The sequence below is a fragment of the Mesorhizobium sp. B2-4-19 genome, from assembly GCF_006441315.1.
Lineage (GTDB): Bacteria > Pseudomonadota > Alphaproteobacteria > Rhizobiales > Rhizobiaceae > Mesorhizobium.
The window spans coordinates 122,076-147,895 of sequence record NZ_VFUV01000006.1; the positions used below are offsets into that span (position 1 = coordinate 122,076).

Here is a 25,820-nt window from a genome sequence, read left to right on the forward strand (position 1 = left end):
GCAGCCATCCCCGCCTGCGGATGGTGCTCGCAAGCGACTGATCTGGCTGTAGGCCTGAACGCGGGGAATAATGGCGATAAGGGTAATCGGAACGGGCTTTGGCCGGACAGGAACGGACTCGATGCGCGAGGCGCTGACGATCCTTGGCTTCGGCCCCTGTCACCACATGTCCGAAGTCATGGGCAATGAAGACCAGAAGCGGCTTTGGCGTGCGCTGGCGAAGGGCGCGGCGCCAGACTGGAACCAGCTGTTCGCGGGCTACGCGTCCTGCATCGACTGGCCCTCGGCGCGCTATTGGCGTGATCTGATTGAGTTCTATCCGAAGGCCCGGGTCATCCTGACATACCGATCTTCGGAAAGCTGGTGGGCAAGCTTCGAGAAAACGATCCTCGCGGGTATCAGCCAGAGCACGGATCAGGAATCGCTGGGTCTTGCCTTGATCTCCAGGCAAGTCTTCGACGGCCGGCCGCACGATCGCGCCAATGCCATCGCCGTCTACGAGGCCAACGTAAGGGCGGTCATTGCGACAGTGCCGCCTGGTCGGCTGCTGGTCCACAATCTCGGAGATGGGTGGAAGCCGCTCTGCCTGCATCTCGAAGTGCCGGTGCCGGACAAGCCCTATCCCAACCGCAACAGCACCAAGGACTTTCAGTCGGCTCTTGCACAGAGCTAGTTGGCCGTCTGCAAGGGGCGCGTTAGCGGACATTCCGTACGGCGACCATTGCACGTTTAATCAGCCACAATGTTAACGAATGAGAGCCGCCTGATCCACGCCCGCGAAAGATTTTCGCCGCCCCACCGATGATTTCCACCCGCCCGCGCTGTCCTCATCCATAGGCGCCGGAATTGTCCGGGCCGGAAAAGCGAGGTGATCCATGGGATCGTTGCAAGGTCAAAATGTCGTCGTGGTCGGAGGCAGCCGGGGTGTCGGCCGCTCGATCGTGGAAGCCGCGCTCGGCGAAGGCGCAAATGTGCTTGCCGTCGCCCGCGGCGCGGAAGCGTTGAAGGAGCTCTCCTGGGAAAAGCCCGGAGTCGGGACTCTGGCCGCCGACGCCACGCAAGACACGGCGCCCGATAGGGTGTTCGCCGCGCTGCAGCCGGATGTGCTGGTGATCTCAGCCGGCGCCTTCGCCCCATCGGCCTCCATCCAGGACCAGAGCTGGGACGATTTCTCGGCGAATTGGGAGACGGACGTCAAGGCATCGTTCCTGTTCTGCAGGGCAGCACTTCAGGGCCGGTTGAAGCCGGGCAGCCGCGTGGTGCTGATCTCCAGCGGCGCGGCATTCAGCGGCGGACCGCCGAACTCCGGCGGCTATTCCGGCGCCAAGCAGATGCAGATGTTCCTCGCCGCCCACAGCCAGAAGGAGGCCGACCGGCTTGGCCTTGGCCTGCGCTTCATGGCGCTGGCGCCGATGCGCATCATGGCCGGCACGGGCCAACGGCCAGCCGGCGGTCGCGATCTATGCCCGGCGCCATCAGGAACCGGAATGGCGCGCCCCAATCGCTGCATGTCATCGAGCCGCCCGATGGCGCTATCGCCTCGCTGACGATCTATGTCGCCCCGCTCGGCCCTGCCCTGTTCGCCGCCTTCGGCCTGCCGCCGGTCTGGTCCGGACCGGAAGCGTAGCCGTCGCAATCCTCTGCTGACAGAAAGCTGGCAGGAGGCCTAGCCTATAGGTCGGTCGGGAGCCCGGCCGCGGCTTCAGCGATCATCAAGGAGCCCATGCGATGAATTTCGTCTCTGTCCGCATCATCACCTCGGACGTTCAGCGCCTCGTGCGCTTCTACGGCGAGATCGCCGGCATGCCGGTGACGGTCTACACGGAGGATTTCGCGGAACTCGCGACACCTTCCGGCACGCTGGCGATCGGCAGCACGCGCACCTTGATGCTGTTCGGCGGCGACATCGCACGCCCCGCCGACAACCACACCGCCATCCTCGAATTCCGCGTCGGCGACGTCGATGCCGAATTCGCCCGGCTGTCCGACTTCATCAGGGACACGACCGTGCAGAAGCCGACCACCATGCCCTGGGGCAACCGCTCGCTGCTGTTCCGCGACCCCGACGGCAATCTGGTGAATTTCTTCACGCCGGTGACGGCGGAAGCGATCCGGAAGTTCGATAAGTAGCCGCCCTATTTCAGGTTCCATTTGCGCACGACCGGCTCGCTAAGATCATGTTCGTAGCCGAGCACGCTGATGCTCGCCGTATCGAGCACGAACAGCGCGCCGGCTTCCGACGGCAGGCCGAGCCAGCGCGCGGCGAGCACGCGCAGGAAATGCGCGCTGGAAAAGATCAGGATCGAGCCGCCAGCTTCGCGAAGCTGTCTGATGATCCTGCCGGCGCGGGCGCCGACATCGGCGGCCGTCTCGCCTTGCGGGCAGCCGTCGCGAAATACGTTCCAGCCCGGCCGCTCGGCCAGGATGTCCTTGGTGGTGCGCCCCTCATAGGCGCCGTAGTCCCACTCCTGCAGATCATCCATCTTGACGCTCTCACCGCCAAAGCCGGCCAGCACGCTGGTGTTGTAGGCGCGCTGCGAGGGGCTCGACCACACCGCCGAGAACGACAGGCCATCGAGCCGCTGCGCCACGCCCCGCGCGGCGGCCTCGCCCGCCGGCGTCAGCGGCATGTCGGTGCGGCCGGTATGCTGCCCCGAAAGGCTCCACGCCGTCTCGCCATGCCGGACCAGATGGATTTGCGGATACGCGCTGCTCATACGCTCGGCCCTTCATTGACGTCTGGCCAAAGCTGTAGCTGTCGGCGCAAGGGAGCGAAAGACCCGGCGACGGTCGCGGCACTTGAGCGCCGCTTCGCCACCTGCGTTTCGCAGCTTGGCGGCGGCGGTTCTTGTGCATCACCGCTGGCTTACCAATCCGTAAGGTCCTTTGCCAACGAGTTTTCACGAACCTGTCATGTCCACCCGCCTATCCTTGATCCATCGGGGCTGCGAGACGAGGGACACTTCAATGAAAACACTATCTCTGGCGTTGGCGGCGGGCACGCTGACGGCGGCATTGGCTGGCGCGCTGTCCAGTTCCAGCGCCATCGCCGCGCCCTACAAGCACGTACTGCTCATCAGCGTCGACGGGCTTCATGCGATCGATCTGGCAAACTATGTCGCAGCAAATCCGACAAGCTCGCTCGCCACGCTCGCCCATACCGGAATTTTCTATCCGAATGCGCTCGCCAGCGCCCCGTCCGACTCCTTTCCTGGCCTCGTGGCACAGGTAACCGGCGGCACACCCAAATCGACGGGCGTGTTCTACGACGACAGCTACGACCGCACCTATTTCGCGCCGGCTTCGGACTGCAAGGGCGAGCCGGGCGCCGAGGTGGCCTTCGCCGAAAACATCGACGTCGATTCGACGCGCCTTGACGGCGGTGGCAAGCCAGGCGATTACCGCAGCCAGATCGACCCGGCAAAGCTGCCGATGACGCTGGTCAACGGCAAATGCTCAGTGGTCTATCCGCATGATTTCGTGCGGGTCAACAACGTCTTCGAAATCGTGAAAGCGCATGGCGGCCGCACGGCCTGGTCCGACAAGCACCCGGCCTATGAATGGCTGAACGGACCTTCGGGCAAAGGCGTCGACGACCTCTACGCTTTGGAACAGGACAGCTTGATTCCCGGCACGAAGGTCAAGACGACGGGCAGCTTCAAGGCCGAGCGCGACTTCGATGAAGCGCGCGTCCATGCGGTGATCAACGAAATCAAGGGCCTCGACAGCACCGGCTCGCATTCCGCGGCGGTTCCCACGCTTTTCGGCATGAATTTCCAGGCGGTGAGCGTGGGCCAGAAGCTTCCCAAGTCCGGTCCCGGCGACGAGGCCGGTCTGGTGGGTGGCTATCTGGACGCCAGCGGCGCGCCTGGCAATGGTCTCGCCGGGCAGCTCGCCTATGTGGATGGCGCTCTCGGCGAACTGATGACCGCACTCAAGGACAACAAACTCGCCAATTCGACCCTGATCATACTTGCCTCCAAGCATGGCCAGTCGCCCATCGACCCGGCGTCGTTCCAGCCACTGGACGATGATCCCTATACGAAGACACCGGGCTATGCCTTCCACATCGCCGACGATGCCGCGCTGATCTGGCTCAAACCGCAAGACAGGGTCAAAAACCTCGCGGCCGCGCAGGATTATCTCGAGAAATCGAGCAAGGCTGAAGGCATCGCCCAGATCCAGCCGCCGAATGCCCTTGCTCTCGCTTATCAGGATCCGGCCACCGACAGCCGTACGCCGGACTTCATCGCCACGGTCAATCCGGGCGTGGTCTACACATCCGGCTCGAAGATTGCCGAACACGGCGGCGCCAATGTGAACGATCGCAACGTGGCGCTTCTCATCAGCGGCCCTTCGCTCACGCCAAGGTCCGTGCCGGCTCTGGTGCAGACGACGCAGGTGGCTCCCACCATACTGCGGGCTCTTGGCTATGACGCGAACGAACTCCAGGCTGTGAAGCTCGAAGGCACCCAGGAGCTGCCGGCGGCACCGTTCTAAGCCGAGGATCATACCGTTTCGCGATTGGCCCGCCGGCACGCTCGGCGGGCTGCCCAGCGCCTGCGACGGGCCACTTGGCAGGATGCAGGCTTGGTGAGGCGTTCAGCTCCGCAGCAACGGCCTGACGGATTCGCTGACGCAACGCGCGATTTCGACCTCGAGGCGCTGACGCTTGCGTATTTGTGCCCGTTTGTTCGGCTTGTAGTCCGCAGGATCGCGTTGAGCCTTCACCAGGGGCAAGGCATACATCGTCCGACATATTGGCCTACCCCCGGACTCCACCCAGAACCTGTCGTAGTCGGCGGTGATGCGGCGGCGCAGGGCATAGTCCCTCGAAAAGACGTGGCCTGCGTTTGATGCCGCGACAAGGCCATGCAGTTTGAGTGAGGATGCCAAATTCTGGGCGACCAGGAGCAGTAGCGTTTTCGGTCGCAGACCTTCCATGGCTTTGGTCAGTATCCGGGAATCCTCGAGACCTTGCACACCGGTCGACGTCGACTTCAGAGCGCCGATATAGAGGATCTTGCCGCCGCCGCCACCGAGACGTAGAAGCGACTGGTCCACAATCGCGAGCCCCATTTCGATGACGGGACGTCCTTCCAGGCGCAGGAGAAGGCGCCATTCCCCCTCTCGGTACAAACCTGCCTGGCCCGTCAGTTCCACCGTGACTTCACCGGCAACGGTCGACATTGTCAAAAGCTGACGACCGCGCGTGTGGCTTTCGACCAGGGCGGCTTCGGTCAAAAGACGCGCCGCCGCGGTGTAGTGACCAATGACGGCGGCAGAACGATGGATACGCATCAGATTGGCGGCGAGATACGGCCGAACAGGCTTCAACGCAATGTCGGGGTATTGGGCAAGGATTGCAGTGAACGGCTCAACACCGAGGGCCGACCGAATGGCGGCGATATCGCGCCGGAACATCCACCGAAGCGCCGCCCATTTGCTTTCATGCACCCAATTGTTCAGCTTGCGCCGAAACTTGGAGGGTGACCGTTTTATTGGGCCTGTTGGCAGTAATGGCCGCGGAGCGCCCATGGCAAGCATCATTTGCTGTATTCTCGGTCGCACGTGTCAGTCAAAGGCAGCGGATGATCTCAATCTTGGATGTCGTAACTTACCGCCGCCTCGCCGCGGATATACGAATTCGTAAGGTAGCCACTAAGGTCGACCTTCCCGTGCGTGGTCTTCGGCCCCCGCCCTTCGTCGCAATCACCTCGGTCGCGGCGCAGCCGAGCCGAAGCCAACAGGGATACCGGAAGATCGCCGCGGCACGCCCCCTCGCCTGGCCCTGATCCACATGACGCTGGCCCTGTGAGCAGACCGGCGGCGCAACTATATCAGGAGGAGCCACCAAGGCTCCCGCCACCCCCAAGGGCGCCAGCCCTTGCACAACAGGTCAGATCATCATGTACAGACATCTGCTCATCGCCACCGACGGATCGGAACTGGCCGACAAGGGCGTTGCCCATGGCCTCACATTGGCAAAAGGCATCGGCGCCGCCGTCACCTTCGTCACCGTCTCGGAACCGTTCCCCATCTTCGCCTGGGGCGGCGCCATGGCCGGCTATGCGGCGGGCGACGAACTGGTCGTTTACCAGGAAGAGGCGCGTAAATATGGCAAGGAGGTTCTCGACAAGTGCAAGGCTTCGGCCGATGCAGCCGGCGTGTCCGCCAAGCTTGTGCATGTCGAGGACAAACGGCCCGCCGAGGCGATCCTGGAACTGTCGCAGGCGCAAGGCTGCGACCTGATCGTGATGGCCTCGCATGGCCGCCGCGGCCTGGGCAAGCTGCTTCTGGGCAGCCAGACCGCGGAAGTGCTGTCCTATACCGCGATTCCGGTGCTGGTCGTTCGGTAATGGATCGACCGGCGCGCTCATGCCCTTGAGGTCAACGCGGCAGGATTTATATTGTACGGATTCAATCCGTACCGTATTATCATGGGCAAAGGAGATACCTGTGCCGCGCAACGTCAGCGACAACGGTCGAATCGATTTTCGGATTGCGCCCGAAGCGAAAGCCGTGATCGCTCGTGCGGCGGCCTTGTCGAATGTCGGCCTGACCGAGTTCGTCACGCGTTCGGCACTGCGTGACGCCCAAGCCACGATCGAGCGCGCGGAACATCTTGCGCTGTCGGAACGGGACAGTCTGCGTATCCTCGACCTGCTTGAGAACCCACCCTCCCCGACCAACCGTCTTATCCGCGCTGCCAAGGCCGGTCAGACCCTCGCGTGAACTCCACGACCTGGCAGGAAACGCCGATCGGGAAACAGCATGACCGTGCCGCCTTCGACTGCGGCGACATGGACCTCAACACCTATTTGCAGCGCTTCGCCCGTCAAAACCATGAAAGCGGTGGCGCGAAAACTTTCGTTGCCGTGACGGCGCAAGATCCTTCGCGCATCCTAGGGTTCTATTCTCTCAGCCCGGCTTCGATCGACTTTGCCCGGACGCCGGCCATCGCCAGACGCGGCCTTGGCCGCTATGACGTGCCGGTCTACCGTCTAGGTCGGCTCGCAGTGGATCGCACGATACAAGGCCGCGGCCTCGGCGGCGGTTTGCTGCTCGCTGCCGGAAAGCGCTGTATGGCAGTCGCGGAGGAGGTCGGCGGCGTTACCTTGCTGATCGATGCCAAAGGGGATCAGGCGGCACGCTGGTATGAGGGTTACGGTGCGGTCCGTCTCGACGACGCGCCGTTGTCCCTGGTTCTGCCTTTCGCCGTGATCGCCAAGGCGATAGCTGCGTTCTGAACGCCTGCGGCGGTGCTGGTGGTTCACTAAGCCTGGCCCTTAGAGGCAGAATCCGTCATGCGTCAGCTATTCGTTTAGCCGTGCCGGAGGGAAACAACGAATGGCGCATGAGGATCACACCAGGGTAATCCCCGGGAGAACGCCACAATCGGCGGCCATGCTGGCGGACGTCAAACGGGCGATGGCGATCACCGTCCGTCTCAACCGGTTGACGTTCAACGACGCGGACGAGGTCCGCGCCCTGTTCAGCGAACTGATCGGCAGGAAGGTCGACGACGGCTTCCTGCTGATCCCGCCCTTCTACGCGACCGGCGGGGCCGACACCCGCGTTGGCCGCAATGTCTTCGTCAATCAGAACTGCACGTTTTATGATCTTGGCGGGCTCGACATTGCCGACGACGTGCTGATCGGGCCGAATGTCAGCCTCATCACGTCAGGCCATCCGCTCGAGCCGTCGCGGCGGCGCGCCTTCACGACGGCAAGGCCGATCGTCATCGAGCGCAATGTCTGGATCGCCGCCGGCGCGACGGTCATCGGCGGCGTGACCATCGGCGAAAATTCAGTCGTCGCGGCGGGCTCGGTGGTGACCAGGGACGTTCCCGCGAACACGCTTGCCGGCGGCAACCCGGCGCGGGTTATCAGGTCGATTGCCGAGTGAGGGCGTCGCAGGCCAGCGTCTGGACGGAGCCTTTGGCTCGCCGATCGATCGTAATGACATTGTCATTACGATCTGCTATGTCTGCGTCAAGGAGCTATCCATGCCAACGTCACATCGTCCGTTGCCGAAGAGCGTCCCGCTCAATATCCGCGTCAAGCCGGAAGTTCGCAACCTGATCGACCGGGCTGCCGAACTGCTCGGCAAGAATCGCACCGACTTCATGCTCGAAGCGTCGCAACGCGCCGCCGAGGAAGCGCTGCTGAACCGTCTCGTCTTCTCCGTCGAGCCGGATGTCTATGCCGCGTTTCTGGCACGCCTTGACGCGCCGCCGCAGCCAAACGACCGGTTGCGCCGCACGATGACAACAAAGGGTCCGTGGGACGCGGCGTGAGCCTGTCGGCTCCGGTACCGCTCGCCGATCATCACGAACTGCGCGAATTTTCATCGGGCATACCCTCACTCGATGACTGGTTGAAAAAACGGGCTCGCACCAACCAGACAGGCGGCGCGTCGCGCACCTATGTGAGTTGCGACGGAGACCGCGCCATTGGCTACTACGCCATTGCTAGCGGCAGCGTGACGATGGTCGAAGCTCCCGGTCGCTTTCGGCGCAACATGCCCGACCCGATCCCAGTTGCCATGCTGGGCAGGTTGGCGGTCGACCAAGCTTATCACGGTCGAGGCGTTGGCCGTGCGCTGGTAAGGGATGCCGGCCTGAGAATACTCCAGGCCGCCGAAATCCTGGGAATCCGAGGCATTCTGGTCCATGCAATTTCTGAGGATGCCCGGGCTTTCTACATGGCTGTCGGGTTCGAACCTTCGCCGCTCGAGCCGCTGACACTTACGGTCACGCTCGCCGATGTCAGAGCAAGTTTCGGCTGAGAATTGCCGCGCAGCAAAACCCGTCACGGCCGTCCCTAACGCAGCGCCTCCAGCACGAGATACACGCCCAGCGCCAGCAACCCGACAAAGAACACCTTTCGAAAAGTCTCGACGCTCATCTTCTGGCGCAGCGCCTGGCCGATGAACATGCCGGCCAGCGCCGGCAGCAGCGCCAGGATCGAGCCCGTCAGTTGCGCCGTCGGCGACGCAAAAGCGCCTGTCCTGAACAGGCCGAGGGCAAGCGCTGCCGTCGAGACGGTGAAGGACAGGCCGAGCGCCTGGATGAGATCCTCCCTCTCCAGCCGCAGCGACTGCAGATAGGGCACCGCCGGAATGACGAAGACGCCGGTGGCGCCGGTGACCAGCCCTGTCGCCACGCCGACCAGCGATGACATCAAGGCCTCGTGGCGCGCCGGCGTGGTGAAGCCCAGCTTGAGCAGGCCGAGAATGGCGTAAAGCACCAGCGCCGCGCCGAGCCCTGCCGAGGCCGCGCCCGCATGCGCGCCGGTAAGCACCCCTGCCCCGGCGACGGTGCCCAGCATGATGCCGGCCATCATCGTCCACAGCCGCCTGCACAGGCCGCAGAAGGCGGGGCCGGTGAACAACTGCCAGAGATTGGTGACCAGCGACGGGATCAACAGCAAGGCAGCGGCCTCGGCCGGCGGCATCGTCACCGCCAGCAGGCCCATCGCCACGGTCGGCAGGCCCATGCCGACGACCCCCTTGACGAAACCGGCGGCGAGAAAGACGGCGCCGATCCACGCGATGATGCCGGCGCTCAGCATGCCCACGCCACGCGATCAATCATGCAGCAGCATGTCAGCCGCATCGGCATCCGGTTTTGCCGGCACGGCATCATGGCTGGCGGGAACCGCCGTGGTGCATCCGCGCAGGCCAGGCTGCGCCTGCGCCATGGCAAGCGAGGCCACGGCGACCGCCAGCACGATCGCCATGCTTTCAAGAATACCAAGCCGGCCTGTCGCTTTTTCGCTCATCGCAAATCTCCATCGCAAAAGATTTGACCGACATCCGGCCCGCGCACAATGTGGAAGTTGCGCTGCCAGCCTTCGTCCAGGCCGAAGGCTGAGGCCAACACCGCGTACCTCGCAGGAGCAAAAAAGATGCGCTTCGATCTCACCGATCTCCGGCTGTTCCTGCTGGTGGCCGAGCGCGGCAGCATCACCCATGGCGCCGAGCTTGCCGGGCTGGCGCTGGCTTCGGCGAGCGCCCGCATCAAGGGCATGGAGGAGCGGCTCGGCGCGCCGCTTCTGGAGCGCCGCCGCCGTGGCGTGGTGGCGACAGCCGCCGGCCAGGCGCTGCTGCACCATGCGCGCGCCGTGCAGAACCAGATCGAGGCGATGGCCGGCGACCTCGGCGCCTATGCCGGCGGCCTGCGCGCCCGCGTGCGGCTGATGGCCAACACCGCCGCCACGGCCGAGCTTTTGCGCGACACCTTGCCGGCCTTCCTGGCGGCCCATCCTGTCATCGACATCGATTTGGACGAGCGCCCCAGCCACGAGATCGCCGAGGCGGTGGCGAGCGGTGCGGCCGATCTCGGCATCGCCGCGACCTGGGCCGGCCTTGCGCATCTCGAACAGAAACCGTTCTTCATCGACCGGCTGGTGGTGATCGCCGCGCGGAACTGGCCGGGGCTAGCCGGCCTGCATAGCGCCAGCCTCGCCGACATGCTGGGCGAACCCTTTGTTGGCCTCGGCCTCGGCCATGCCCTGCAGGAGCACATCACCCGCCAGGCCGCACGCCTGGGCGGCCATCTGCACATCCGCATCCGCGTGCCCGGCCTCGACAATGTCTGCCGGCTGGTCGCGCAAGGTGCCGGCATCGCCATCGTGCCGGAAAGCGCCGCCCGACATTCGGCCCGCACGCTGCGCAGCCTGCGGCTGACCGACGACTGGGCGACCCGCCAGCTCAATTTGTGCGCCCGCAGCTTCGACGAACTGACGCCGCAGGCAAAGCTTCTGGCCGCCGCCCTGGCCTGAGCCGGAACGGGTGGCCTGCCGGGCCGTCACCAGGGCAACGGACCCTCATCGTAGAAGTAGCCGCCGGTCGGACCGTTTTCGTCCAGGGTCGCCAGGCGAACAATGATCTCGGCCGCCTGTCCCACGGTGCGGTAGCCGCTGTGTCCGTTGAAGTCCGTCGCGGTATAGCCGGGATCGGCCGAATTGACCTTGATGCCGGCTGCGGCAAACTCCTTCGAGAAGGCAACGGTGGCGGCGTTGAGCGCCGTCTTGGAGCTGTTGTAGCCAAGGATATTGATCGCATAGAATTCGTTGGCCGGATCGGTCAACCCGCCGAGCGACCCCAGCCCGCTGGAAACCATCACCACATTGGCGCGCGGAGCTGCCTTGAGCAGCGGCAGGAAGGCCTGCGTGGTGCGGATCGGCCCAAACACGTTGACCTCGTAGACATCCTTGATGACATCGACGGGCTCCTCGCTAGGGGCCAGAATTGGGCCACCCAGGACGCCGGCATTGTTGACGAGCACATCGAGACGCCCGTCCTCCTCCGAAACGCGCAGGGCGGCAGCCTTGACGCTGGCGTCGCTGGCGACATCGATTTCCAGTATGCGCACATCAAGGCCCTTTTGCCTGAGCTCGGCCGCCGCCGCTTCGCCGCGGTCCCTGTCGCGGCTGCCCAGCCAAATCCTGTAGCCTGCTTCGCCCAGCCGGCGCGCGGTTTCGTAGCCGATGCTCTTGTTGGCACCGGTCACCAATGCGGTCTTGTCGGTCATGTCTATCTCCAGTTTGATCTGTGGTGGTCTGCGGCAGAGATGGGGCGGACCGCCGGCCGGCGCGTGCCGAAAACTGGTGAGTTCTTGCCTATTCCTGCCGGGAGCTTGATTGCCGGCCGCGCCGATGCGATCTACAGGCTGTGAAGAAATCGCTCGACGACCTCAAAGCCCAGGTGATGCGCCATGCGCGCGGCCGGCTGACCGAAACCGGCATTCCCCGCGTCACCATCATGAAGGGCGAGGCGACGACCGGGCCGTTGCCGGGGCTCTACGACCCAAGGCTTTGCCTGGTCCTGCAGGGCGCCAAATCCGTCATGATCGGCGATCAGCTGCTGCATTACGACGCCGGCCGCTACTTCATTGCCGCGGTCGAAGTACCGGCCGTCGGCAAGGTTTTGCAGGCCAGCCCACAGCATCCCTACCTCTCGGTCAGCCTGGCCTTCGACACCACGCTGATCGCTTCGCTGCTGCTCGACATGCCGCCCGTTGCCGAGGCGCCGATCGGCCATGGCTTTGCCGTCAGCCGGGCCGACGAGGCGCTCGTCGATGCGTGGCTGCGCATGATCGAGCTCATCGTTCATCCGGCCGAAATCCCTGTGCTGGCGCCCTTGCTCGAACGCGAAATCCTGTTTCGGCTGCTGCAGGGACCGCAAGGCGCCATGCTGCGCCAGATTGCCGGCGCCGATAGCCGTCTGTCGCAGATTCGCCGCGCGCTGGCCTGGATCCGCGATCACTATGCGGAGCCGTTCCGCGTCGAGGATCTCGCCCGGATGGCCGGCATGAGCGCCTCGGTGTTCCACCGCCACTTCAAGGCGGTCACGGCGATGACGCCGATCCAGTACCAGAAGCGTATCCGCCTCAACGAAGCGCGCCGGCGCCTGCTCGCCACGTCGGGCGATGCGGCCGGCGTCGCCTTCTCCGTCGGCTATGAAAGCGCTTCCCAGTTCAGCCGCGAGTATGCCCGCCTCTTCGGCGCACCGCCCGTGCGCGATGTCGGCCGCCTGCGCGCCACGCCGGAGCCCACCGAGCTCGCCTGACCCCCTTGATTCGAAGACGCAACAGCAAGGCGGGAAGACCACGCGTTGCGAAGCCTACGCGCCGCGCCCTCGAACGGCCCGTGCGTCGGCTTCGACAGGTCCACCACCGGGCGCTCGATCCGCCTCCCCGCATGGGGAGGAGATGATCATAGCCCATAAATGATACGGGCCTTGCTGTTATTAAAAATTTCCCCTATGGTCTTTTCACATAAGAAAGAAAAGAGCATCTATTTCTCTCATTTGTGAAAGACGGGTACCTTGCGGGAACATCTCGATCTGACCGATCGGCGGCTGGTCAAACAGCTGTCGCAGGATGCGCAGCCGGGCATCAACCGCCTTGCCGAGATCTTGGCGATTTCGGTGCCGACGGTGCGCTCGCGGCTGCGCAATTTGCTCGACCGTAACCTTCTCAAGATCGTCGGCCTGCTGAACCTCACCGAGCGGCCCGAACTGATCTCGGCCATTGTCGGCATCAATGCCCAGGGGCGCGGCCGGGCTCGCGAACTGGCGCAGCGCATTTCCGAACTGCCCTTCGTCAACTCGGCTTCGGTGGTCACCGGACGCTTCGACATTATCGTCGACGTGACGGTGGCCGGTGACGTCGCCGATCTCTACCGCGTCACCAGCGAACTGATCCCGGGCGCCGGCGAGCCGGGAGAGGTTGTGCGCAGCGAGACCTTCGTCGTCATGGCGTCCTGCAACAAATGGGTCAGCCTGCCGGAAGGCTGCTGGTCGGACGACCGCAAGGAGCTGGCATGAGGATAGCGGTTCTCGGCGGCCTCGGCCTGCAAGGCCGCGCGGCCATCGCCGATCTCGTCGCCAGTGGCGTCGAGGAGGTGATCTGCGTCGATACCGCGCCGGATGGCGCGGCCCGGCTGGCTGATCTGACCGACCTTTCCCGCGTGCGTTTCGTCATGCCCAAGGGTGCGATCGGACAGGCGCTTGCCGATGTGCTGGCTGACGCCGACGCCGTCATCGATTTGCTGCCGCAGCCGCTGATGCGTGAGGCGGTCCAAGCCGCCATCGCAACCCGCACGCCGCTGGTCACCACCAATTACGCCAAGACCATCGCCGACCTGGCGCCGGAAGCCGAACGGGCCGGCGTTTCGATCATGACCGAATGCGGGCTCGACCCCGGCATCGACCTCGTGCTCTACGCCCGCGCCGCAAAACAGTTCGACACGATCACATCGATCGATTCCTATTGCGGCGGCATTCCCGAACCGAAGGCGATGGCCAAGCCGCTTCGCTACAAGGTGAGCTGGAACTTCGACATGGTTCTGGTCAGCCAGAACCGCGACAGCGTGATGATCGAGGACGGCAAACGCGTCGCCGTGCCCGCCGCCCGCCAGCACGACAGTCCTTTCATCCATGAGATCGAGGTCGCCGGCCTCGGCCGGCTGGAAGCCTTCCCCAATGGCGATGCGCTGCATTATGTCGAGATGCTTCCCTCAGCCAAAGGGCTGCGCCGCTCCGGCCGCTACACGTTGCGCTGGCCCGGATGGTCGGCCTTCTGGGCGCCGCTGAAGGAGCTCGGTTTCCTCTCCGAGGACAAGGTGCCCGGCACCTCCAGCAGCCCGCGCGAATTCCTCGGCCGGCTGCTCGGCCCGCAACTGCAATATGGCCCCGGCGAGAAGGACCTTTGCGTGATGCGCAATGTCTTTTCCGGCCTCGAAGGCGGCCGAGCCAAGACCGTGACATCCGATTTGATCATCGAGCGCGACCTGGCGTCGGGCCTGTTCGGCATGAGCCTCGGCGTCGGCTATCCCGCCAGCATCGTGGCGCAGATGCTGGCGCGGCGCGAGATCATCACGCCAGGCCTTTTGAACCCGCTGCTCGACGTGCCCGACGAAGCCTTCTTCGACGAACTGGCCAAGCGCGGCATCAAGGTTGCCGAGACGGTGGCCTGGGACTGAGGATTTTCGAACGGCCCGCCGGCAAACGGCGGCGCCGCTCAAAAAAAGAGCCCAAGGGAATCCGCGGGCAAACAACAACAGGGAGGAATGCCAAAATGAAGATTGCCAGACTTTTCATCGCCGGACTTGCGCTCGCGGGCCTGACCGCTGCGGCCAGCGCCGGAACGCTGGACGAGATCACCAAGCGCGGCGAACTGCGCGTCGCCGTGCAGACGCAAGGACCGCCCTTCTCGCTGGTCGGCGCCAATGGCGAACGCACCGGCAGTTCGGTCGAACTTGCCGAATTGATGGCCAAGGAAATGGGTGTGAAGATCACCTTCCTCGACTTCGACTGGGACGGCCTGATCCCGGCGCTCTTGTCCGGCAAGGCCGATCTTCTGGTCGCCGACATGACGCCGACGCTGGCGCGCGGCATGAAGGTCGCCTTCACCACGCCTTACATGTACACGGGCAGCACCGTCTTCACCAAGGCCGACAGCAAGTTCAAGACCACCGAGGACTGCAAGGCCAAGGGCACCAAGATCGCCGTGCTGCTCGGCGCCACCGGCGAGAAGGAAGCCAAGGCCGCCTTCCTCGATGCCGACATCAAGAGCTACAAGGGCGGCGGTCCGCTGCTGCTCGACGCGGTCAACAACGGCCAGGCCGATTGCGGCGTCAACGACGTCTCGGCGGTCAAGGGCCAGTCGACCGCCTATCCCGCCGGCACCTTCACCATCATGCCGGACTTGCTGTCGAAGGAGCCGCTTGCCTTCGCCACCCGCTATGACGAGCCGGACCTGCTGGTCTGGATGAACCTGTTCCTCAACCAGATCACCATCGACGGCCGCCTGCAGAAGAACCTCGACTACTGGGTCAATTCCGACGCCTGGAAGAAAGACCACTAAGAAAGTGGGGAGTAGGCAGTAGTGAATAGTGAGTAGTGAATAGTGAGTAGTGAGTAGTGAGTAGCCATTCGGCACACTTCTATGCCTACTGCCTACCTGCCTACTCACTACTCACTACTCACTACTCACTACTCACTACTTCCTACTTCCTACTTCCTACTTCCTACTTCCTACTTCCTACTTCCTACTTCCTACTTCCTACTTCCTACTCACTACTCACTACTTCCTACTCACTACTTCCTACTCACTACTCACTACTCACACCGCCGCGCTCATGCTCGAAAATTTCAGTTTCCGCACCATCGTCGAATACCTGCCGCTGTTCGGGCAGGGCCTGGTCACGACCGTCTGGCTGTCGGCGATCTCCTTTGTCGGCGCGCTCGTCGTCGGCATCGTGCTGTGCGCCATGAATTTGCAGCGCGGCTGGTTGTTTCGCGCGCCGGCCAAGGCCTATATCGACGCCGTGCGCGCCACGCCCTTGCTGGCGCAGCTCTATTTCCTCTATTTCGGCCTGCCCCGGCTCGGCTTCGTGCTGCCGGAACTCGTCGTCGGCATCCTCGCCTTGTCGTTGAACAGCGGCGCCTATATTGCTGAAATCATTCGCGCCGGCATCCTGTCGATCCCGCGCGGCCAGGTCGAGGCCAGCGTCGCCTCGGGCATGACCTACGTCCAGCGCATGCGCCTGGTCGTCCTGCCGCAAGCCTTCAAGGTGACGATCCCGCCGCTGCTCGGCCAGGCGATCGTGCTGGTCAAGGATTCCGCATTGCTGTCGCTGATCTCGGTCGCCGAGCTGACGCGCGCCGGGCAGTTGCTCGCCTCCGACCGTTTCATGCCGGCGGAAGGCTTTCTCACCATCGCCGCCTTCTACCTGCTGCTCTACTACGGCCTGAAGGCACTGGCCGGTCTCTCCGGCCGCTGGCTCGGCGCGGCGGGGGCGCGGACATGATCTGGCAGCAATTCGTCAGCCTCGCCGGCTCCTATCCGCTGGCCCTGCGCGGCCTCGGCATGACCGTGGTGCTGTCGCTGATCAGCCTGGTGCTCGGCACCTCGCTCGGCTTCGGTCTCGGCATCTTGCGCACCGGCGGCAACCGGCTGCTCTCCAGCATCATCGGCGCCTGGGTCGACCTCATCCGCGGCACGCCGTTCCTGGTGCAGATATTCCTGATCTTCTTCATCCTGCCGGAGTTCGGCATCGAGCTCGACGCCTTCACCGCCGGCATCATCGCGCTGACCAACCTTGCCGCCTGCTTCATCTGCGAGATCGTCGCCGCCGGCATCCGCTCCGTTCCATCAGGCCAGGTCGAGGCGGCGCTGGCATCCGGCCTGTCGCGCTGGCAGCGCATGCGCCAGGTGGTGATGCCGCAGGCGATGCGCATCGTGCTACCGCCGCTGGTCGGGCAATATGTGCTCTTGATCAAGGACTCTTCCGTCGTCTCGGCCATCGGCCTGACCGACCTCACCCGCGTCGGCTGGCTGGTGGTGCAGCGTGTGCCGAACGGCCTGCTGGTCTTCTTCCTCGTCGGCGTCGGCTATTTCATCGTCTGCTATCCGCTGATCATGCTGGCCCGCCGGCTCGAACGCCGCATGGGCGCGGCGCATGGCGAGGTGCAGCTGTGACATCGAACCCCAAAGGGCCAGGCAATATGACCAAAGCGGGCATGACCCAACCAGGCCTGACCCAACCAGGTCTGACCAAGACCGGGATGATCGACTTTCGCGGCGTCAACAAATGGTTCGGCGCGCTCAACGTGCTCAGGGATATCACGCTCAGCGTCGAGCCGCGCGAAGTGGTCGTCGTCTGCGGCCCGAGCGGCTCGGGCAAGAGCACGCTGATCCGCTGCATCAACGGGCTGGAGACGATCAGGGATGGCGACCTCGTCGTCGACGGCCAGCGTGTCGGCGACCCCGCCACCAACATGACGCAGCTGCGCACCGAGATCGGCTTCGTCTTCCAGTCCTTCAACCTCTATCCGCACAAGACCGCGCTCGAAAATGTCACGCTCGCCCCGATCCACGTCCGCAAGATCCCGCGCGCCGAGGCCGAACAGGCCGGGCGCGAACTGCTGGCCAAGGTCGGCTTGGCCGACAAGGTCAACGCCTATCCGGCACAGCTCTCCGGCGGCCAGCAGCAGCGCGTGGCGATCGCGCGTTGCCTCGGCATGCGGCCCAAGATCATGCTGTTCGACGAGCCGACTTCCGCCCTCGACCCGGAGATGATTTCGGAAGTGCTCGACGTCATGGTGGCGGTCGCCGAGGAAGGCATGACCATGATGGTGGTGACGCACGAGATGGGCTTTGCCCGCAAGGTCGCCCAGCGCGTCGTGTTCATGGATGCTGGCGCCATCGTCGAAAGCGGCACGCCCGACGAGTTCTTCTCACACCCTAAGACCGACCGCAGCCGCGCCTTCCTGAGCAAGATTCTCAGGCATTGAGGGCGGCGGCCGTTGGCATTGCGGAGCAACGGATCTGTAGCCCGTTCGGTTCATCATACCGGGCGAGCGGCTGCCCTTCCGCTGCGGGCGAAAGGGCACACCGTCCGGATGGGCGGCTCAGGCCGCCGTGGGGTAATCCGTATAGCCCCTGGCGTCGCCGCCATAGAACGTCGCCTTGTCGGGGGCGTTCAGTTCGGCATTGCGCTTCAGCCGGCTGACCAGGTCGGGATTGGCGATGAACAGCTTGCCGAACGCGACCAGGTCGGCATAGCCGTCCCCGACCGCCTTTTCGGCCAGTTCCTTGTCGTAGCCATTGTTCACCAGCCAGGCGCCAGCACCGCCGGCCTTGCGATAGGCGGCCTTGAGTTCTTCGTAATCGAACGGCCGGTCGCCCTGGCTGAAGTCGCGCGCGCCGCCGGTCGCGCCTTCGACGATGTGGATATAGGCAAGGCCACGGCTGCCCAGGCCCGCCACGACATGGTTGAACAGCGGCTGTGGATCGCTATCCGAAGTGTCGTTGGCGGGCGTCACCGGCGACAGCCTGATCCCGGTTCTGCCGGCGCCGACGGCACCCGTGACCGCGTCGACCACCTCGAACAGGAAGCGCGTCCGGTTCTCGATCGACCCGCCATAGGCGTCGCCGCGATGGTTGGTGCCCGAACGCAGGAACTGGTCGATGAGATATCCGTTGGCGCCGTGGATCTCGACGCCGTCGAACCCCGCCACCTCGATCGCCGCCTTGGCGGCGCGGCGGAAATCCTCGACGATGCCGGGGAGTTCGGCCGCATCGAGCGCGCGCGGCTCGGAGGTCTCGGCGAACTCGCCGCTGCCATCGGGCCTGACCAGGAACGTCTTGGAGTTTGCCCGGATCGCCGACGGCGCCACCGGCTTGCCGCCTCCGGGCTGCAAAATATTGTGCGAGATGCGCCCGACATGCCAGAGCTGGACCACGATCGTGCCGCCGCCTCTATGGACGGCGTCGGTGACACGCTTCCAGCCGGCCAGCTGGTCCGCGCCATAGAGGCCGGGCACGTCGGCATAGCCCTGGCCCTGATGGCTGATGGCGGTGGCCTCCGTGACGATAAGACCAGCCGTGGCGCGCTGGCTGTAATAGGTCACCGTGAGGTCGCCGGGCACCGCATTGGGCGAGCGATTGCGCGTCAGCGGCGCCATGACGATGCGGTTCGCCAGCGTCAGGTCGCCGGCCCGCAAGGGATCGAACAGGGTAGTCATGAGAAATGCCTTTCATGCATTCGGGGGGATCGGGGGAGGATCGTCAGAGATCGGACAAGGCGGCCTGAAAGGCGGCGATGGTTTCTTCGTTGCGCTTGTAGAACACCCATTGGCCGACCCGACGCGTCGTCACGAGGTCGGCCGATGCCAGCGTCGCCAGATGCGCGGAGACGCTGGACTGCGCCAGGCCGCGATGGTCGAACTGGCTGGCGCAGACACCCATCTCGAGCGGATGCGCCTGCGCGGCGAAGTGCTGTTCAGGCTCCTTCAGCCACGCCAGGACATCGCGTCGAAACGGATGCGCCAGTGCCTTCAATATGATGTCGCGGTCCATCTTCACCTCGCATCGATCTCGCCCGATATATAGATCGGGTAGAGCCGATATGGCAGGAAATCCATGCCATTTTCGAAGGCAATCGGAGCAAGTTGGTCTCTGGACACGGCACGAAGCCGCAAATAGCGCCGCCGGGCGCCCAGCCTCCGCGGCGAATGCGCCGCCATCCCGTCAGGTAACCGACAGCACCTTGCCCGTATCGTGCTGGCGCACGAAATCCACATGGCTGCCGTCCCAGTGGTAGGAGTAGTGCCGGCCTTGCACCGGCACGGGGATGACGTCGGGCCAGAAGATGCCGATGCATTGCCCCTCGGGCATGCGCACGCTGTTCCAGACAAGTCCGTCGCTGCCCGCTGCTCGCAACGCCCGCCCCTCCGCCTGCGAGGCGGTGTAGTCGTCGGGGTCGAGCACGCCGGGCACGGCGTTGACGTCATCGAGGTCGCGGTCGACGCTGCCGATCAGCACGCGAAAGTCCGCCGTCCAGCCCGGATCCTCATTGGTGGCGCGCATGAAATTCTGGTGGTGATGGATGGTTTCGGCCAGCGCCACATCCTCGCTGTCGCCGGCATAATAGAGGCCGTAGCTGCCATCGGAAAAACGCCCGGGCCGCAGCGTCGAACAATGCACGAAGGGCGCCATCACGAAGCTGGCGCCGGGGCCGGACACCCGCCTTGCCGCCGCGACCTTGCCGAGGTCGCCGATCTCCAGCCGGATGCGCGGGTTGGTCTTCTCCTCTACTGCGGCCAGCGCCTCCCAGTCACGTGGATCGGCAATGTCCTCGAACAGGTCGATCGGCGGATGGATGGAGCGGATGATGCGAAACGTCTGGGGCCAGTGGACGCGGCGCCGGACCGCGAGCCCACTCACCATGCACCACGCTCCGCATCGAGCCATTCGCGCATGGCGGCAAGGTCGGAGATTTCGCCGCGCAGCATCAGGTCGAGCGCCGACTGGCCGCCGAACGTGGCATTGGGTTTGCGGATCCAGGCATAGCCGCGCGCCGGTTCGGTGAAGAGATAGCGCAGCCCCTTGTGGATGCCCATCAGATGCGCCATGCGGGTGCGCAGGTCGCGGTCGATCCGGCCGATGCCGCCTTCCTTCCAGCGCGCCCAGGTGCGCGCCGACATGCCGCCGAGCAGGATGCAGGCCTCCAGGTCTGTCAGGTTCCACGCCTTGAACAGATTGACCGTGGTGCGCGCCAGCGCGCCCGCCTCTTCCTCGGAAATGGCGGACCCAACCGCGGCCGGCGTGGTGACGATGGACTGAAGCTGCATGTTGCTCACCCTGCTATTGGCATAGATATAGCATGTATTTGCCAATTGGCAAGGATGAGGCCTCAACAGACTTGGGTTCCTCGCCCCCACGAAGTGGGCGAGGAACCCAAGTCCTGGAAGGTCGATGCTAGCGCCCCGCCTACTCCGCCGCCTCATACCCGGCAATGCCCTTGATCTCGAGGAAATCCTCGAGCCCGTATTCGGCGTATTCGCGGCCGTTGCCCGACTGCTTGTAGCCTCCGAAGGGCAGGCCGGCGTCCCAGGCCGGGTAGTTGATGTAGACATTGCCCGAGCGCATGCGTGCCGCCACGTCGCGGGCCTTCTGGATGTCCTTGGCCTGGATGTAGGAGGCAAGGCCGTAGACGGTGTCGTTGGCCTGTTCGACCGCCTGTTCGACCGTGTCATAGGGCAGGATCGCCAGCACCGGCCCGAAGATTTCCTCGCGCGCGATGCGCATGTCGTGGGTGACGTCGGCGAACACCGTCGGCCTGACATAGTAGCCGCGGTTGAGTTCGGCCGGACGGCCTGGGCCGCCGGCGACGAGCGTCGCCCCCTCGTCGATGCCGGCCTGGATCAGGTCCTGGATCTTGTCGAACTGCACCTGGCTGACCACCGGGCCAAGCTTGGTGTCGGCGCCGTCGGCCGGGCCGACCATGAACTTTTCCGCCGCCGCCTTGGCATAACCGGCGGCCTCGTCATGGCGGTCGCGCGGCACGAACATGCGGGTCGGCGCATTGCAGGACTGGCCGCTATTGCCGAAGCAGCCGGCGACACCCTTGGTGACGGCGCGGGCGAGGTCGACATCCGGGAACAGGATGTTGGCCGACTTGCCGCCCAGTTCCTGGTGCACGCGCTTGACCGTGTCGGCGGCGGCCTTGGCCACCAATATGCCGGCCCGCGTCGAGCCGGTGAACGACATCATGTCGACGTCGGGATGGCTGGAGAGCGCCTGGCCGACGCCGGGGCCGTCGCCATTGACGAGATTGAACACGCCCTTCGGCACGCCGGCCTCATCGATGATCTCGGCGAAGATGATGGCGTCGAGCGGTGCGATTTCCGACGGCTTCAGCACCATGGTGCAGCCGGCGGCAAGTGCCGGGCCGACCTTGCAGGTGATCTGGTTCAGCGGCCAGTTCCACGGCGTGATCAGGCCGACGACGCCGATCGGTTCCTTGACGATGAGCGAGGAACCCTTGACGTGACGAAACTGGAAGGTCTTCAGCGTCTCCGCCATCTTCTCCAGATGCGCCAGCCCGACGCCAACCTGGCTGTCGAGCGCCATCTGGCGCGGCGCGCCCATTTCGCGCGACACGGCGAGCGCCAGGTCCCTGGAGCGCTTCTTGTAGACCTCAATGACGCGGTTCAGCATATCGAGGCGTTCTTCGACCGAGGTGAAGCCGAACGTATTGAAGGCGCGCCTGGCGGCGGCCACCGCCTTGTCGACATCGGCCTTGGAACCCAGCGAGATCTGCGCGAAAGCATCCTCATTCGACGGATCGATGACATCGAGCGTGCTGGGCACGACAGGATCGACCCACGCGCCGTCGATATAGAACTGCAGATTGTGTGACATTGTTTTCTCCTTGGGTGCCGCAAGGCCGTTCCGGCCGTCATATCCGATCAGAAATAACGATGCACAAACGCCGCTGTCAAACGCAACCCCCGAAATGGTTGAGCCAGCGCGCCAGTGATTGAGCCAGAGGCGTTAGGCCAGAGAACCCAGCCGTTTTCCACGGCCTGGGATGGATCACAGCAGCGTGTGTCCTGCCTCGAGCAGATGCTGTCTCGCCGCATCCTGATCCGCCGCTTTCACCAGCAGATGGTCGCCGTCGAAGGTGGACACCAGGAAGATGCCCAGCCCGTTTTCCGACAGTGGCTGGATGACCGACAGCACGATGCCGGTTTCGTCGAAAGCAAAGGGCCCCTGCAATTTGAAGGCGACCCAGTCGCCGTCGTGCTTGACCGTGCCTGGGACGCGATCCTGCAGGCACGTGATCGAAAGCTCGTCGTCGGTCCTGGTGATGCTGACGAAGCCCGGCCCGTCCGCCCAGCCGGGAATGCCGTCACCCGCCCCGAGCCGCGAAATCGCGTACGGCCCGGGAAGTTGCCTCAATTTGACCTTGGCAGCCATCGTCGTATCCATGCCTCCGATTTGTCCGCTATCGCGTCAATTGCTTGCTCATATAGACCGTCATGCCGTCCATGAACGGCTCCTCCCGGTCGATCGTATAGCCATGCCTTTTGTACAACAACACATTGGCCTCGAAGGCACCATTGGTCAGCAGGCGCAGCTCCAGGCGGCCTGCTTCGAGCGCCTTGCGCTCGGCCCGCGCCAGCAGCAGCCGGCCGATCCCCCTGCCCTGCGCCTGCGGCGCGACGCACAGATTTTCGATCCACAGATGATCGTCGGCCAGCATGGTTTCGATCATGCCGACGATGTGGCCGTCCACGACGGCGAGCTCGAACGGATGCTCGGCAACGGCCTTCCCGTAGTCGGCGCGCATCGGCAGCGGCTCGCGGCCGATCACCGGCACCCATTTGGCATAGGCCGCGCGCACAATATCCCTGATCGCGGCGGCGTCAGCGGTTTCGGCCGGCCGAAACCGGATGGAAGAATTTGTCATCACAATGCTCCAGACATTGAAAACCCCGCCGGCGATGTCGCGGGCGGGGCTGGAAACGGACGAACCGGATCTATCCTGCCGGCCTTTGTCGTCGCGCGCTCAGCTTGCCGCTCCGCAATGGGCGGCGTCGCGTGCTGTTTGTTGGCGCGAGGTCGAACATGACGCCAAGCTGGAACAAGTGGCATGGCACGTCAAGGCTTCGGGATTGGCCCAGACTTTCGAGCTTAATACTCCTGCGCCGTCGGCCTGAACAGGATCTCGTTGATGTCGACCTTGTCTGGCTAGCTCATGGCGAACACGACCGTCCTGGCGAAGGAATCCGCCGGGATGGCTACACGGTCACAGAGCGCGCGCACGCTTCAGCGATCGATCCTGGCCGCCTGTTGCGGCGAATAGCGCTCGCCCTGTACGGCAATCGCAGAGACCGCGTTTTCGATGTCGGCAAGATCCTGCGCCGTCAGCGCGACCGAGGCCGATCCGATATTCTCCTCGAGGCGATAGAGCTTCGTCGTGCCGGGGATGGGAACGATCCAGGGTTTTTGCGCCAGCAGCCAGGCGAGCGCCACCTGCGCCGGGGTCACCTTCTTCTGCGCCGCGATCGCAACGATCGCATCGACCAGCGCCTGGTTCGCCTTGCGCGCCTCTTCCGCGAAACGCGGCACGGTGTTGCGGAAGTCGCTGCTGTCGAACCGCGTATCGGCATTGATGGCGCCGGTCAGGAAACCCTTGCCCAGCGGGCTGAAGGGCACGAAGCCAATGCCCAGTTCCTCGAGCACCGGCAGGATCGCCTCCTCGGGTTCGCGCCACCACAGCGAGTATTCGCTTTGCAGGGCGGCGACCGGCTGCACCGCATGGGCGCGGCGGATGGTGCGCACGCCGGCTTCGGAGAGGCCGAAATGCTTGACCTTGCCTTGGCCGATCAAGTCCTTCACCGCGCCCGCCACCTCCTCGATCGGCACGACCGGATCGACGCGGTGCTGGTAGAGCAGGTCGATGCGATCTGTCCTCAGCCGCTTGAGCGAGGCCTCGACGACGTCGCGAATATGCCGCGGCCGGCTGTCCATGCCCTCATGTCCGGCCGTGCCGGCGATGTCGATGCCGAATTTGGTGGCGATCACCATCTGGTCGCGGATCGACTGCAGCGCCTCGCCGACGACCTCCTCGTTCTTGAACGGCCCATAGACCTCCGCCGTGTCGAAGAAGGTGATGCCGCGCTCGAACGCGGAGCGGATCAGGCGAACGGCATCCGCCGTCTCCATCGGCGCCCCATAGGACTGGCTGATCCCCATGCAGCCGAGCCCGATGGCCGAGACTTCGAGGCCGCTTGTTCCAAGTGTGCGCTTCTGCATTTCAATTCTCCTTCGGTGTGATCCGCACCGTGGCGGCGCGGGCGCGCGCCGCGATCATCGGTGCGAGATAAGGGCTGGCTGCGTATTTCGCCCGGTAGGCGTCATCGATGCGGGCGTTGACGGTTCCCTCGACTGCTTCGAAGGTGACGTCCCTGGTCAGGCCGGCAGCTGTGATACGTCCGGCCTTCTGCCTGATCGCGGCCTGATACCAGCGCGACTGCTGGCCGTTGTAGCCGCGCACATAAAGCGCGCCATCGGCAACGACCGACCAGATCCAGGTCGGCGTGCCCAGGGTCACGCCGTCATCGCGCAAAGGCGAAATATGCAGATCGTCGGTTGCCGCGATCCTCTCGAGTTCATCTTTCGACCAAGGCATTTCCTATTCCGATTTCTCGGCATCCGCCTGTTCGAAAACCTTGCGGGCTACGCCGATCGCCGTGCTTGCAACCGGCCATCCGGCGTAAAAGGCGAGATGCGTGATGGTTTCGATGAGTTCGTCGCGGGTGACGCCATTGTCGAGTGCCCGCTTCATGTGGAATGGCATCTCGTTGACCCGGTAGTTCGAGATCAGGCTGCTGACGGTGACAAGGCTGCGGTCGCGCGGCGAGAGGCCGGGCCTTATCCAGACATCTCCGAACAGCACCTCGTCGGTGTATTTGCCGAGCGCGGGCGCGATATCCGAGAACGGATTCCGGTGCGGCACTGGTACATCGGTCATAGTGGTTTCCTTCTTTGCGGCATCGGTCCAAGCGAAACGCTGATGCTTGCTCAGACCCCGTATTGTTCGTCGGTAACATGCTCCATCCAGTCGACGACCTTGCCTTCGAGGGCCTCGGCGATGGCAATGTGTGTCATCGCCGTGGTCGGTGCCGCGCCATGCCAATGCTTCTCGCCGGCCGCGAACCAGACGATGTCGCCGGGGCGAACAGGCTCGATCGGGCCGCCCTCACGCTGGACCAGGCCGGCGCCCGACAGGACGATCAGCGTCTGGCCGAGCGGATGGGTGTGCCAGGCGGTGCGCGCGCCGGGCTCGAAAGTCACGGTGGCGCCGCCGACGCGGGCCGGCTCGCTGCCCTTGAACGGTGCGTCGATGCGCACCGTGCCGGTGAAATAGTCGGCTGAACCTTTTGCGGAAGGCTGCGAGCCGCTTCGCTTGATGTCCATGGTTCCTCCTTTTCGACGCCAGGCAGCACGCTGC

General features: G+C 64.3%; 35 protein-coding genes. 19 read left to right on the forward strand and 16 right to left on the reverse strand.

What is annotated here, in order from left to right; translation table 11 throughout:
• Nucleotides 1-70 precede the first annotated feature (70 nt).
• The 3 genes from FJ546_RS12915 (at nucleotide 71) to FJ546_RS12930 (ending at nucleotide 2,130) form a co-directional block, all read left to right on the forward strand.
• Nucleotides 71-673, forward strand: a complete 603-nt coding sequence (locus FJ546_RS12915; RefSeq protein WP_140889683.1) for a sulfotransferase family protein — start codon at nucleotides 71-73, stop codon at nucleotides 671-673.
• Nucleotides 674-875: 202 nt separating this feature from the next.
• A complete protein-coding gene (locus tag FJ546_RS12920; RefSeq protein WP_246686830.1) occupies nucleotides 876-1,547 on the forward strand; it encodes an SDR family oxidoreductase in 672 nt (223 codons plus the stop codon).
• 181 nt (nucleotides 1,548-1,728) lie between these two features.
• The gene (locus tag FJ546_RS12930; protein ID WP_140889684.1) at nucleotides 1,729-2,130 is read left to right on the forward strand and encodes a VOC family protein; all 402 of its coding nucleotides are present in this window, start codon (nucleotides 1,729-1,731) and stop codon (nucleotides 2,128-2,130) included.
• Nucleotides 2,131-2,135: 5 nt separating this feature from the next.
• Here the strand turns inward: FJ546_RS12930 and FJ546_RS12935 are convergent, their stop codons facing one another.
• A complete protein-coding gene (locus FJ546_RS12935) occupies nucleotides 2,136-2,717 on the reverse strand; it encodes a histidine phosphatase family protein (RefSeq protein WP_140889685.1) in 582 nt (193 codons plus the stop codon).
• A gap of 250 nt (nucleotides 2,718-2,967) precedes the next feature.
• On the opposite strand from FJ546_RS12935, the gene FJ546_RS12940 reads away from it, so the two are divergent.
• Nucleotides 2,968-4,500, forward strand: a complete 1,533-nt coding sequence (locus FJ546_RS12940) for an alkaline phosphatase family protein (RefSeq protein ID WP_140889686.1) — start codon at nucleotides 2,968-2,970, stop codon at nucleotides 4,498-4,500.
• Nucleotides 4,501-4,602: 102 nt separating this feature from the next.
• Here FJ546_RS12940 and FJ546_RS12945 read toward each other — a convergent pair whose 3' ends face one another.
• On the reverse strand, nucleotides 4,603-5,550 hold the full coding sequence (locus FJ546_RS12945) for a DUF535 family protein (protein ID WP_246686831.1): 948 nt from the start codon (nucleotides 5,548-5,550) through the stop codon (nucleotides 4,603-4,605).
• 359 nt (nucleotides 5,551-5,909) lie between these two features.
• Here FJ546_RS12945 and FJ546_RS12950 point away from each other — a divergent pair, with 359 nt between their 5' ends.
• From FJ546_RS12950 to FJ546_RS12975, 6 genes are all read left to right on the forward strand, one after another.
• Nucleotides 5,910-6,359, forward strand: coding sequence for a universal stress protein (locus FJ546_RS12950; protein ID WP_140889687.1), 450 nt, complete (start codon nucleotides 5,910-5,912; stop codon nucleotides 6,357-6,359).
• A 100-nt stretch (nucleotides 6,360-6,459) separates the two neighbouring features.
• The gene (locus tag FJ546_RS12955) at nucleotides 6,460-6,735 is read left to right on the forward strand and encodes a DUF1778 domain-containing protein (protein ID WP_095790444.1); all 276 of its coding nucleotides are present in this window, start codon (nucleotides 6,460-6,462) and stop codon (nucleotides 6,733-6,735) included.
• 68 nt (nucleotides 6,736-6,803) lie between these two features.
• Nucleotides 6,804-7,250, forward strand: a complete 447-nt coding sequence (locus FJ546_RS12960) for a GNAT family N-acetyltransferase (RefSeq protein WP_246686832.1) — start codon at nucleotides 6,804-6,806, stop codon at nucleotides 7,248-7,250.
• A 100-nt stretch (nucleotides 7,251-7,350) separates the two neighbouring features.
• Nucleotides 7,351-7,908 carry a sugar O-acetyltransferase gene (locus FJ546_RS12965; protein WP_140889689.1) on the forward strand — a complete coding sequence of 186 codons (558 nt, stop codon included), beginning with the start codon at nucleotides 7,351-7,353 and terminating at the stop codon, nucleotides 7,906-7,908.
• Between the two features lie 100 nt (nucleotides 7,909-8,008).
• Nucleotides 8,009-8,299, forward strand: coding sequence for a DUF1778 domain-containing protein (locus FJ546_RS12970; RefSeq protein WP_140889844.1), 291 nt, complete (start codon nucleotides 8,009-8,011; stop codon nucleotides 8,297-8,299).
• Nucleotides 8,296-8,790: a GNAT family N-acetyltransferase gene (locus FJ546_RS12975; RefSeq protein ID WP_140889690.1), complete on the forward strand. Its 495-nt coding sequence runs from the start codon at nucleotides 8,296-8,298 to the stop codon at nucleotides 8,788-8,790. Before FJ546_RS12970 ends, FJ546_RS12975 begins: the two co-directional genes overlap by 4 nt.
• A gap of 35 nt (nucleotides 8,791-8,825) precedes the next feature.
• On the opposite strand, the gene FJ546_RS12980 is transcribed toward FJ546_RS12975, so the two are convergent.
• On the reverse strand, nucleotides 8,826-9,575 hold the full coding sequence (locus FJ546_RS12980) for a sulfite exporter TauE/SafE family protein (protein WP_140889691.1): 750 nt from the start codon (nucleotides 9,573-9,575) through the stop codon (nucleotides 8,826-8,828).
• A gap of 15 nt (nucleotides 9,576-9,590) precedes the next feature.
• Nucleotides 9,591-9,785 (reverse strand): hypothetical protein, encoded by a 195-nt coding sequence (locus FJ546_RS12985; RefSeq protein WP_140889692.1) that lies wholly within the window; start codon nucleotides 9,783-9,785, stop codon nucleotides 9,591-9,593.
• A 126-nt stretch (nucleotides 9,786-9,911) separates the two neighbouring features.
• Here FJ546_RS12985 and FJ546_RS12990 point away from each other — a divergent pair, with 126 nt between their 5' ends.
• Nucleotides 9,912-10,787 carry a LysR substrate-binding domain-containing protein gene (locus tag FJ546_RS12990; RefSeq protein ID WP_140889693.1) on the forward strand — a complete coding sequence of 292 codons (876 nt, stop codon included), beginning with the start codon at nucleotides 9,912-9,914 and terminating at the stop codon, nucleotides 10,785-10,787.
• A gap of 26 nt (nucleotides 10,788-10,813) precedes the next feature.
• Here FJ546_RS12990 and FJ546_RS12995 read toward each other — a convergent pair whose 3' ends face one another.
• Complete coding sequence (locus tag FJ546_RS12995; protein ID WP_210243107.1) at nucleotides 10,814-11,545, reverse strand: SDR family oxidoreductase; 732 nt, start codon at nucleotides 11,543-11,545, stop codon at nucleotides 10,814-10,816.
• 134 nt (nucleotides 11,546-11,679) lie between these two features.
• Here FJ546_RS12995 and FJ546_RS13000 point away from each other — a divergent pair, with 134 nt between their 5' ends.
• From FJ546_RS13000 to FJ546_RS13030, 7 genes are all read left to right on the forward strand, one after another.
• Nucleotides 11,680-12,576, forward strand: a complete 897-nt coding sequence (locus tag FJ546_RS13000) for an AraC family transcriptional regulator (protein WP_140889695.1) — start codon at nucleotides 11,680-11,682, stop codon at nucleotides 12,574-12,576.
• Between the two features lie 258 nt (nucleotides 12,577-12,834).
• Entirely contained in the window at nucleotides 12,835-13,335 is a 501-nt protein-coding gene (locus tag FJ546_RS13005; RefSeq protein ID WP_140889696.1) for an Lrp/AsnC family transcriptional regulator, read from the forward strand.
• A complete protein-coding gene (locus FJ546_RS13010; RefSeq protein WP_140889697.1) occupies nucleotides 13,332-14,492 on the forward strand; it encodes a saccharopine dehydrogenase family protein in 1,161 nt (386 codons plus the stop codon). The genes FJ546_RS13005 and FJ546_RS13010 overlap by 4 nt, the downstream gene beginning before the upstream one ends.
• 95 nt (nucleotides 14,493-14,587) lie before the next feature.
• The gene (locus FJ546_RS13015; RefSeq protein WP_140889698.1) at nucleotides 14,588-15,376 is read left to right on the forward strand and encodes an ABC transporter substrate-binding protein; all 789 of its coding nucleotides are present in this window, start codon (nucleotides 14,588-14,590) and stop codon (nucleotides 15,374-15,376) included.
• Nucleotides 15,377-15,650: 274 nt separating this feature from the next.
• The gene (locus FJ546_RS13020) at nucleotides 15,651-16,322 is read left to right on the forward strand and encodes an amino acid ABC transporter permease (protein WP_140889699.1); all 672 of its coding nucleotides are present in this window, start codon (nucleotides 15,651-15,653) and stop codon (nucleotides 16,320-16,322) included.
• Complete coding sequence (locus FJ546_RS13025) at nucleotides 16,319-16,993, forward strand: amino acid ABC transporter permease (RefSeq protein WP_140889700.1); 675 nt, start codon at nucleotides 16,319-16,321, stop codon at nucleotides 16,991-16,993. The genes FJ546_RS13020 and FJ546_RS13025 overlap by 4 nt, the downstream gene beginning before the upstream one ends.
• A gap of 41 nt (nucleotides 16,994-17,034) precedes the next feature.
• Nucleotides 17,035-17,808, forward strand: coding sequence for an amino acid ABC transporter ATP-binding protein (locus tag FJ546_RS13030; protein ID WP_281405648.1), 774 nt, complete (start codon nucleotides 17,035-17,037; stop codon nucleotides 17,806-17,808).
• 117 nt (nucleotides 17,809-17,925) lie between these two features.
• Here the strand turns inward: FJ546_RS13030 and FJ546_RS13035 are convergent, their stop codons facing one another.
• The 7 genes from FJ546_RS13035 to FJ546_RS13065 form a co-directional block, all read right to left on the reverse strand.
• On the reverse strand, nucleotides 17,926-19,041 hold the full coding sequence (locus tag FJ546_RS13035; protein ID WP_140889701.1) for an alkene reductase: 1,116 nt from the start codon (nucleotides 19,039-19,041) through the stop codon (nucleotides 17,926-17,928).
• A 43-nt stretch (nucleotides 19,042-19,084) separates the two neighbouring features.
• Nucleotides 19,085-19,375, reverse strand: a complete 291-nt coding sequence (locus FJ546_RS13040) for a metalloregulator ArsR/SmtB family transcription factor (RefSeq protein WP_032931173.1) — start codon at nucleotides 19,373-19,375, stop codon at nucleotides 19,085-19,087.
• A 171-nt stretch (nucleotides 19,376-19,546) separates the two neighbouring features.
• Entirely contained in the window at nucleotides 19,547-20,245 is a 699-nt protein-coding gene (locus FJ546_RS13045) for an RES family NAD+ phosphorylase (protein ID WP_140889702.1), read from the reverse strand.
• Nucleotides 20,239-20,649 (reverse strand): MbcA/ParS/Xre antitoxin family protein, encoded by a 411-nt coding sequence (locus FJ546_RS13050; RefSeq protein WP_140889703.1) that lies wholly within the window; start codon nucleotides 20,647-20,649, stop codon nucleotides 20,239-20,241. Before FJ546_RS13050 ends, FJ546_RS13045 begins: the two co-directional genes overlap by 7 nt.
• 139 nt (nucleotides 20,650-20,788) lie before the next feature.
• On the reverse strand, nucleotides 20,789-22,222 hold the full coding sequence (locus FJ546_RS13055) for an aldehyde dehydrogenase family protein (protein WP_140889704.1): 1,434 nt from the start codon (nucleotides 22,220-22,222) through the stop codon (nucleotides 20,789-20,791).
• A gap of 174 nt (nucleotides 22,223-22,396) precedes the next feature.
• Complete coding sequence (locus FJ546_RS13060; RefSeq protein WP_140889705.1) at nucleotides 22,397-22,780, reverse strand: ACT domain-containing protein; 384 nt, start codon at nucleotides 22,778-22,780, stop codon at nucleotides 22,397-22,399.
• Nucleotides 22,781-22,808: 28 nt separating this feature from the next.
• Nucleotides 22,809-23,276, reverse strand: coding sequence for a GNAT family N-acetyltransferase (locus FJ546_RS13065; protein WP_140889706.1), 468 nt, complete (start codon nucleotides 23,274-23,276; stop codon nucleotides 22,809-22,811).
• On the opposite strand from FJ546_RS13065, the gene FJ546_RS13070 reads away from it, so the two are divergent.
• A complete protein-coding gene (locus tag FJ546_RS13070) occupies nucleotides 23,257-23,523 on the forward strand; it encodes a hypothetical protein (RefSeq protein WP_140889707.1) in 267 nt (88 codons plus the stop codon). The genes FJ546_RS13065 and FJ546_RS13070 overlap by 20 nt on opposite strands.
• A 109-nt stretch (nucleotides 23,524-23,632) precedes the next feature.
• Here the strand turns inward: FJ546_RS13070 and FJ546_RS13080 are convergent, their stop codons facing one another.
• From FJ546_RS13080 to FJ546_RS13095, 4 genes are read right to left on the reverse strand one after another with little or no spacing between them, the layout of a single operon-like run.
• The gene (locus tag FJ546_RS13080; RefSeq protein WP_140889708.1) at nucleotides 23,633-24,622 is read right to left on the reverse strand and encodes an aldo/keto reductase; all 990 of its coding nucleotides are present in this window, start codon (nucleotides 24,620-24,622) and stop codon (nucleotides 23,633-23,635) included.
• Between the two features lies 1 nt (nucleotide 24,623).
• Nucleotides 24,624-24,998, reverse strand: a complete 375-nt coding sequence (locus tag FJ546_RS13085; RefSeq protein WP_140889709.1) for a DUF2255 family protein — start codon at nucleotides 24,996-24,998, stop codon at nucleotides 24,624-24,626.
• Between the two features lie 3 nt (nucleotides 24,999-25,001).
• Complete coding sequence (locus tag FJ546_RS13090; protein WP_140889710.1) at nucleotides 25,002-25,340, reverse strand: carboxymuconolactone decarboxylase family protein; 339 nt, start codon at nucleotides 25,338-25,340, stop codon at nucleotides 25,002-25,004.
• 50 nt (nucleotides 25,341-25,390) lie between these two features.
• Nucleotides 25,391-25,786: a cupin domain-containing protein gene (locus FJ546_RS13095; RefSeq protein WP_140889711.1), complete on the reverse strand. Its 396-nt coding sequence runs from the start codon at nucleotides 25,784-25,786 to the stop codon at nucleotides 25,391-25,393.
• Nucleotides 25,787-25,820 lie beyond the last annotated feature (34 nt).

Bases quoted from the DNA above. Each gene is read 5' to 3' on its own strand.
- FJ546_RS12970 (WP_140889844.1), top strand. From the start codon at position 8,009: ATGCCAACGTCACATCGTCCGTTGCCGAAGAGCGTCCCGCTCAATATC.
- FJ546_RS13090 (WP_140889710.1), bottom strand. From the start codon at position 25,340: ATGACCGATGTACCAGTGCCGCACCGGAATCCGTTCTCGGATATCGCG.
- FJ546_RS13060 (WP_140889705.1), bottom strand. From the start codon at position 22,780: ATGGCTGCCAAGGTCAAATTGAGGCAACTTCCCGGGCCGTACGCGATT.
- FJ546_RS12950 (WP_140889687.1), top strand. From the start codon at position 5,910: ATGTACAGACATCTGCTCATCGCCACCGACGGATCGGAACTGGCCGAC.
- FJ546_RS12935 (WP_140889685.1), bottom strand. From the start codon at position 2,717: ATGAGCAGCGCGTATCCGCAAATCCATCTGGTCCGGCATGGCGAGACG.
- FJ546_RS13015 (WP_140889698.1), top strand. From the start codon at position 14,588: ATGAAGATTGCCAGACTTTTCATCGCCGGACTTGCGCTCGCGGGCCTG.
- FJ546_RS13055 (WP_140889704.1), bottom strand. From the start codon at position 22,222: ATGTCACACAATCTGCAGTTCTATATCGACGGCGCGTGGGTCGATCCT.
- FJ546_RS13020 (WP_140889699.1), top strand. From the start codon at position 15,651: ATGCTCGAAAATTTCAGTTTCCGCACCATCGTCGAATACCTGCCGCTG.
- FJ546_RS13025 (WP_140889700.1), top strand. From the start codon at position 16,319: ATGATCTGGCAGCAATTCGTCAGCCTCGCCGGCTCCTATCCGCTGGCC.
- FJ546_RS12920 (WP_246686830.1), top strand. From the start codon at position 876: ATGGGATCGTTGCAAGGTCAAAATGTCGTCGTGGTCGGAGGCAGCCGG.
- FJ546_RS12940 (WP_140889686.1), top strand. From the start codon at position 2,968: ATGAAAACACTATCTCTGGCGTTGGCGGCGGGCACGCTGACGGCGGCA.
- FJ546_RS13040 (WP_032931173.1), bottom strand. From the start codon at position 19,375: ATGGACCGCGACATCATATTGAAGGCACTGGCGCATCCGTTTCGACGC.
- FJ546_RS13030 (WP_281405648.1), top strand. From the start codon at position 17,035: ATGACCCAACCAGGCCTGACCCAACCAGGTCTGACCAAGACCGGGATG.
- FJ546_RS13080 (WP_140889708.1), bottom strand. From the start codon at position 24,622: ATGCAGAAGCGCACACTTGGAACAAGCGGCCTCGAAGTCTCGGCCATC.
- FJ546_RS12960 (WP_246686832.1), top strand. From the start codon at position 6,804: ATGGACCTCAACACCTATTTGCAGCGCTTCGCCCGTCAAAACCATGAA.
- FJ546_RS13095 (WP_140889711.1), bottom strand. From the start codon at position 25,786: ATGGACATCAAGCGAAGCGGCTCGCAGCCTTCCGCAAAAGGTTCAGCC.
- FJ546_RS12930 (WP_140889684.1), top strand. From the start codon at position 1,729: ATGAATTTCGTCTCTGTCCGCATCATCACCTCGGACGTTCAGCGCCTC.
- FJ546_RS12965 (WP_140889689.1), top strand. From the start codon at position 7,351: ATGGCGCATGAGGATCACACCAGGGTAATCCCCGGGAGAACGCCACAA.
- FJ546_RS13035 (WP_140889701.1), bottom strand. From the start codon at position 19,041: ATGACTACCCTGTTCGATCCCTTGCGGGCCGGCGACCTGACGCTGGCG.
- FJ546_RS13070 (WP_140889707.1), top strand. From the start codon at position 23,257: ATGGAAGAATTTGTCATCACAATGCTCCAGACATTGAAAACCCCGCCG.
- FJ546_RS13010 (WP_140889697.1), top strand. From the start codon at position 13,332: ATGAGGATAGCGGTTCTCGGCGGCCTCGGCCTGCAAGGCCGCGCGGCC.
- FJ546_RS13050 (WP_140889703.1), bottom strand. From the start codon at position 20,649: ATGCAGCTTCAGTCCATCGTCACCACGCCGGCCGCGGTTGGGTCCGCC.
- FJ546_RS12990 (WP_140889693.1), top strand. From the start codon at position 9,912: ATGCGCTTCGATCTCACCGATCTCCGGCTGTTCCTGCTGGTGGCCGAG.
- FJ546_RS12985 (WP_140889692.1), bottom strand. From the start codon at position 9,785: ATGAGCGAAAAAGCGACAGGCCGGCTTGGTATTCTTGAAAGCATGGCG.
- FJ546_RS12945 (WP_246686831.1), bottom strand. From the start codon at position 5,550: ATGATGCTTGCCATGGGCGCTCCGCGGCCATTACTGCCAACAGGCCCA.
- FJ546_RS13045 (WP_140889702.1), bottom strand. From the start codon at position 20,245: ATGGTGAGTGGGCTCGCGGTCCGGCGCCGCGTCCACTGGCCCCAGACG.
- FJ546_RS13085 (WP_140889709.1), bottom strand. From the start codon at position 24,998: ATGCCTTGGTCGAAAGATGAACTCGAGAGGATCGCGGCAACCGACGAT.
- FJ546_RS12980 (WP_140889691.1), bottom strand. From the start codon at position 9,575: ATGCTGAGCGCCGGCATCATCGCGTGGATCGGCGCCGTCTTTCTCGCC.
- FJ546_RS12915 (WP_140889683.1), top strand. From the start codon at position 71: ATGGCGATAAGGGTAATCGGAACGGGCTTTGGCCGGACAGGAACGGAC.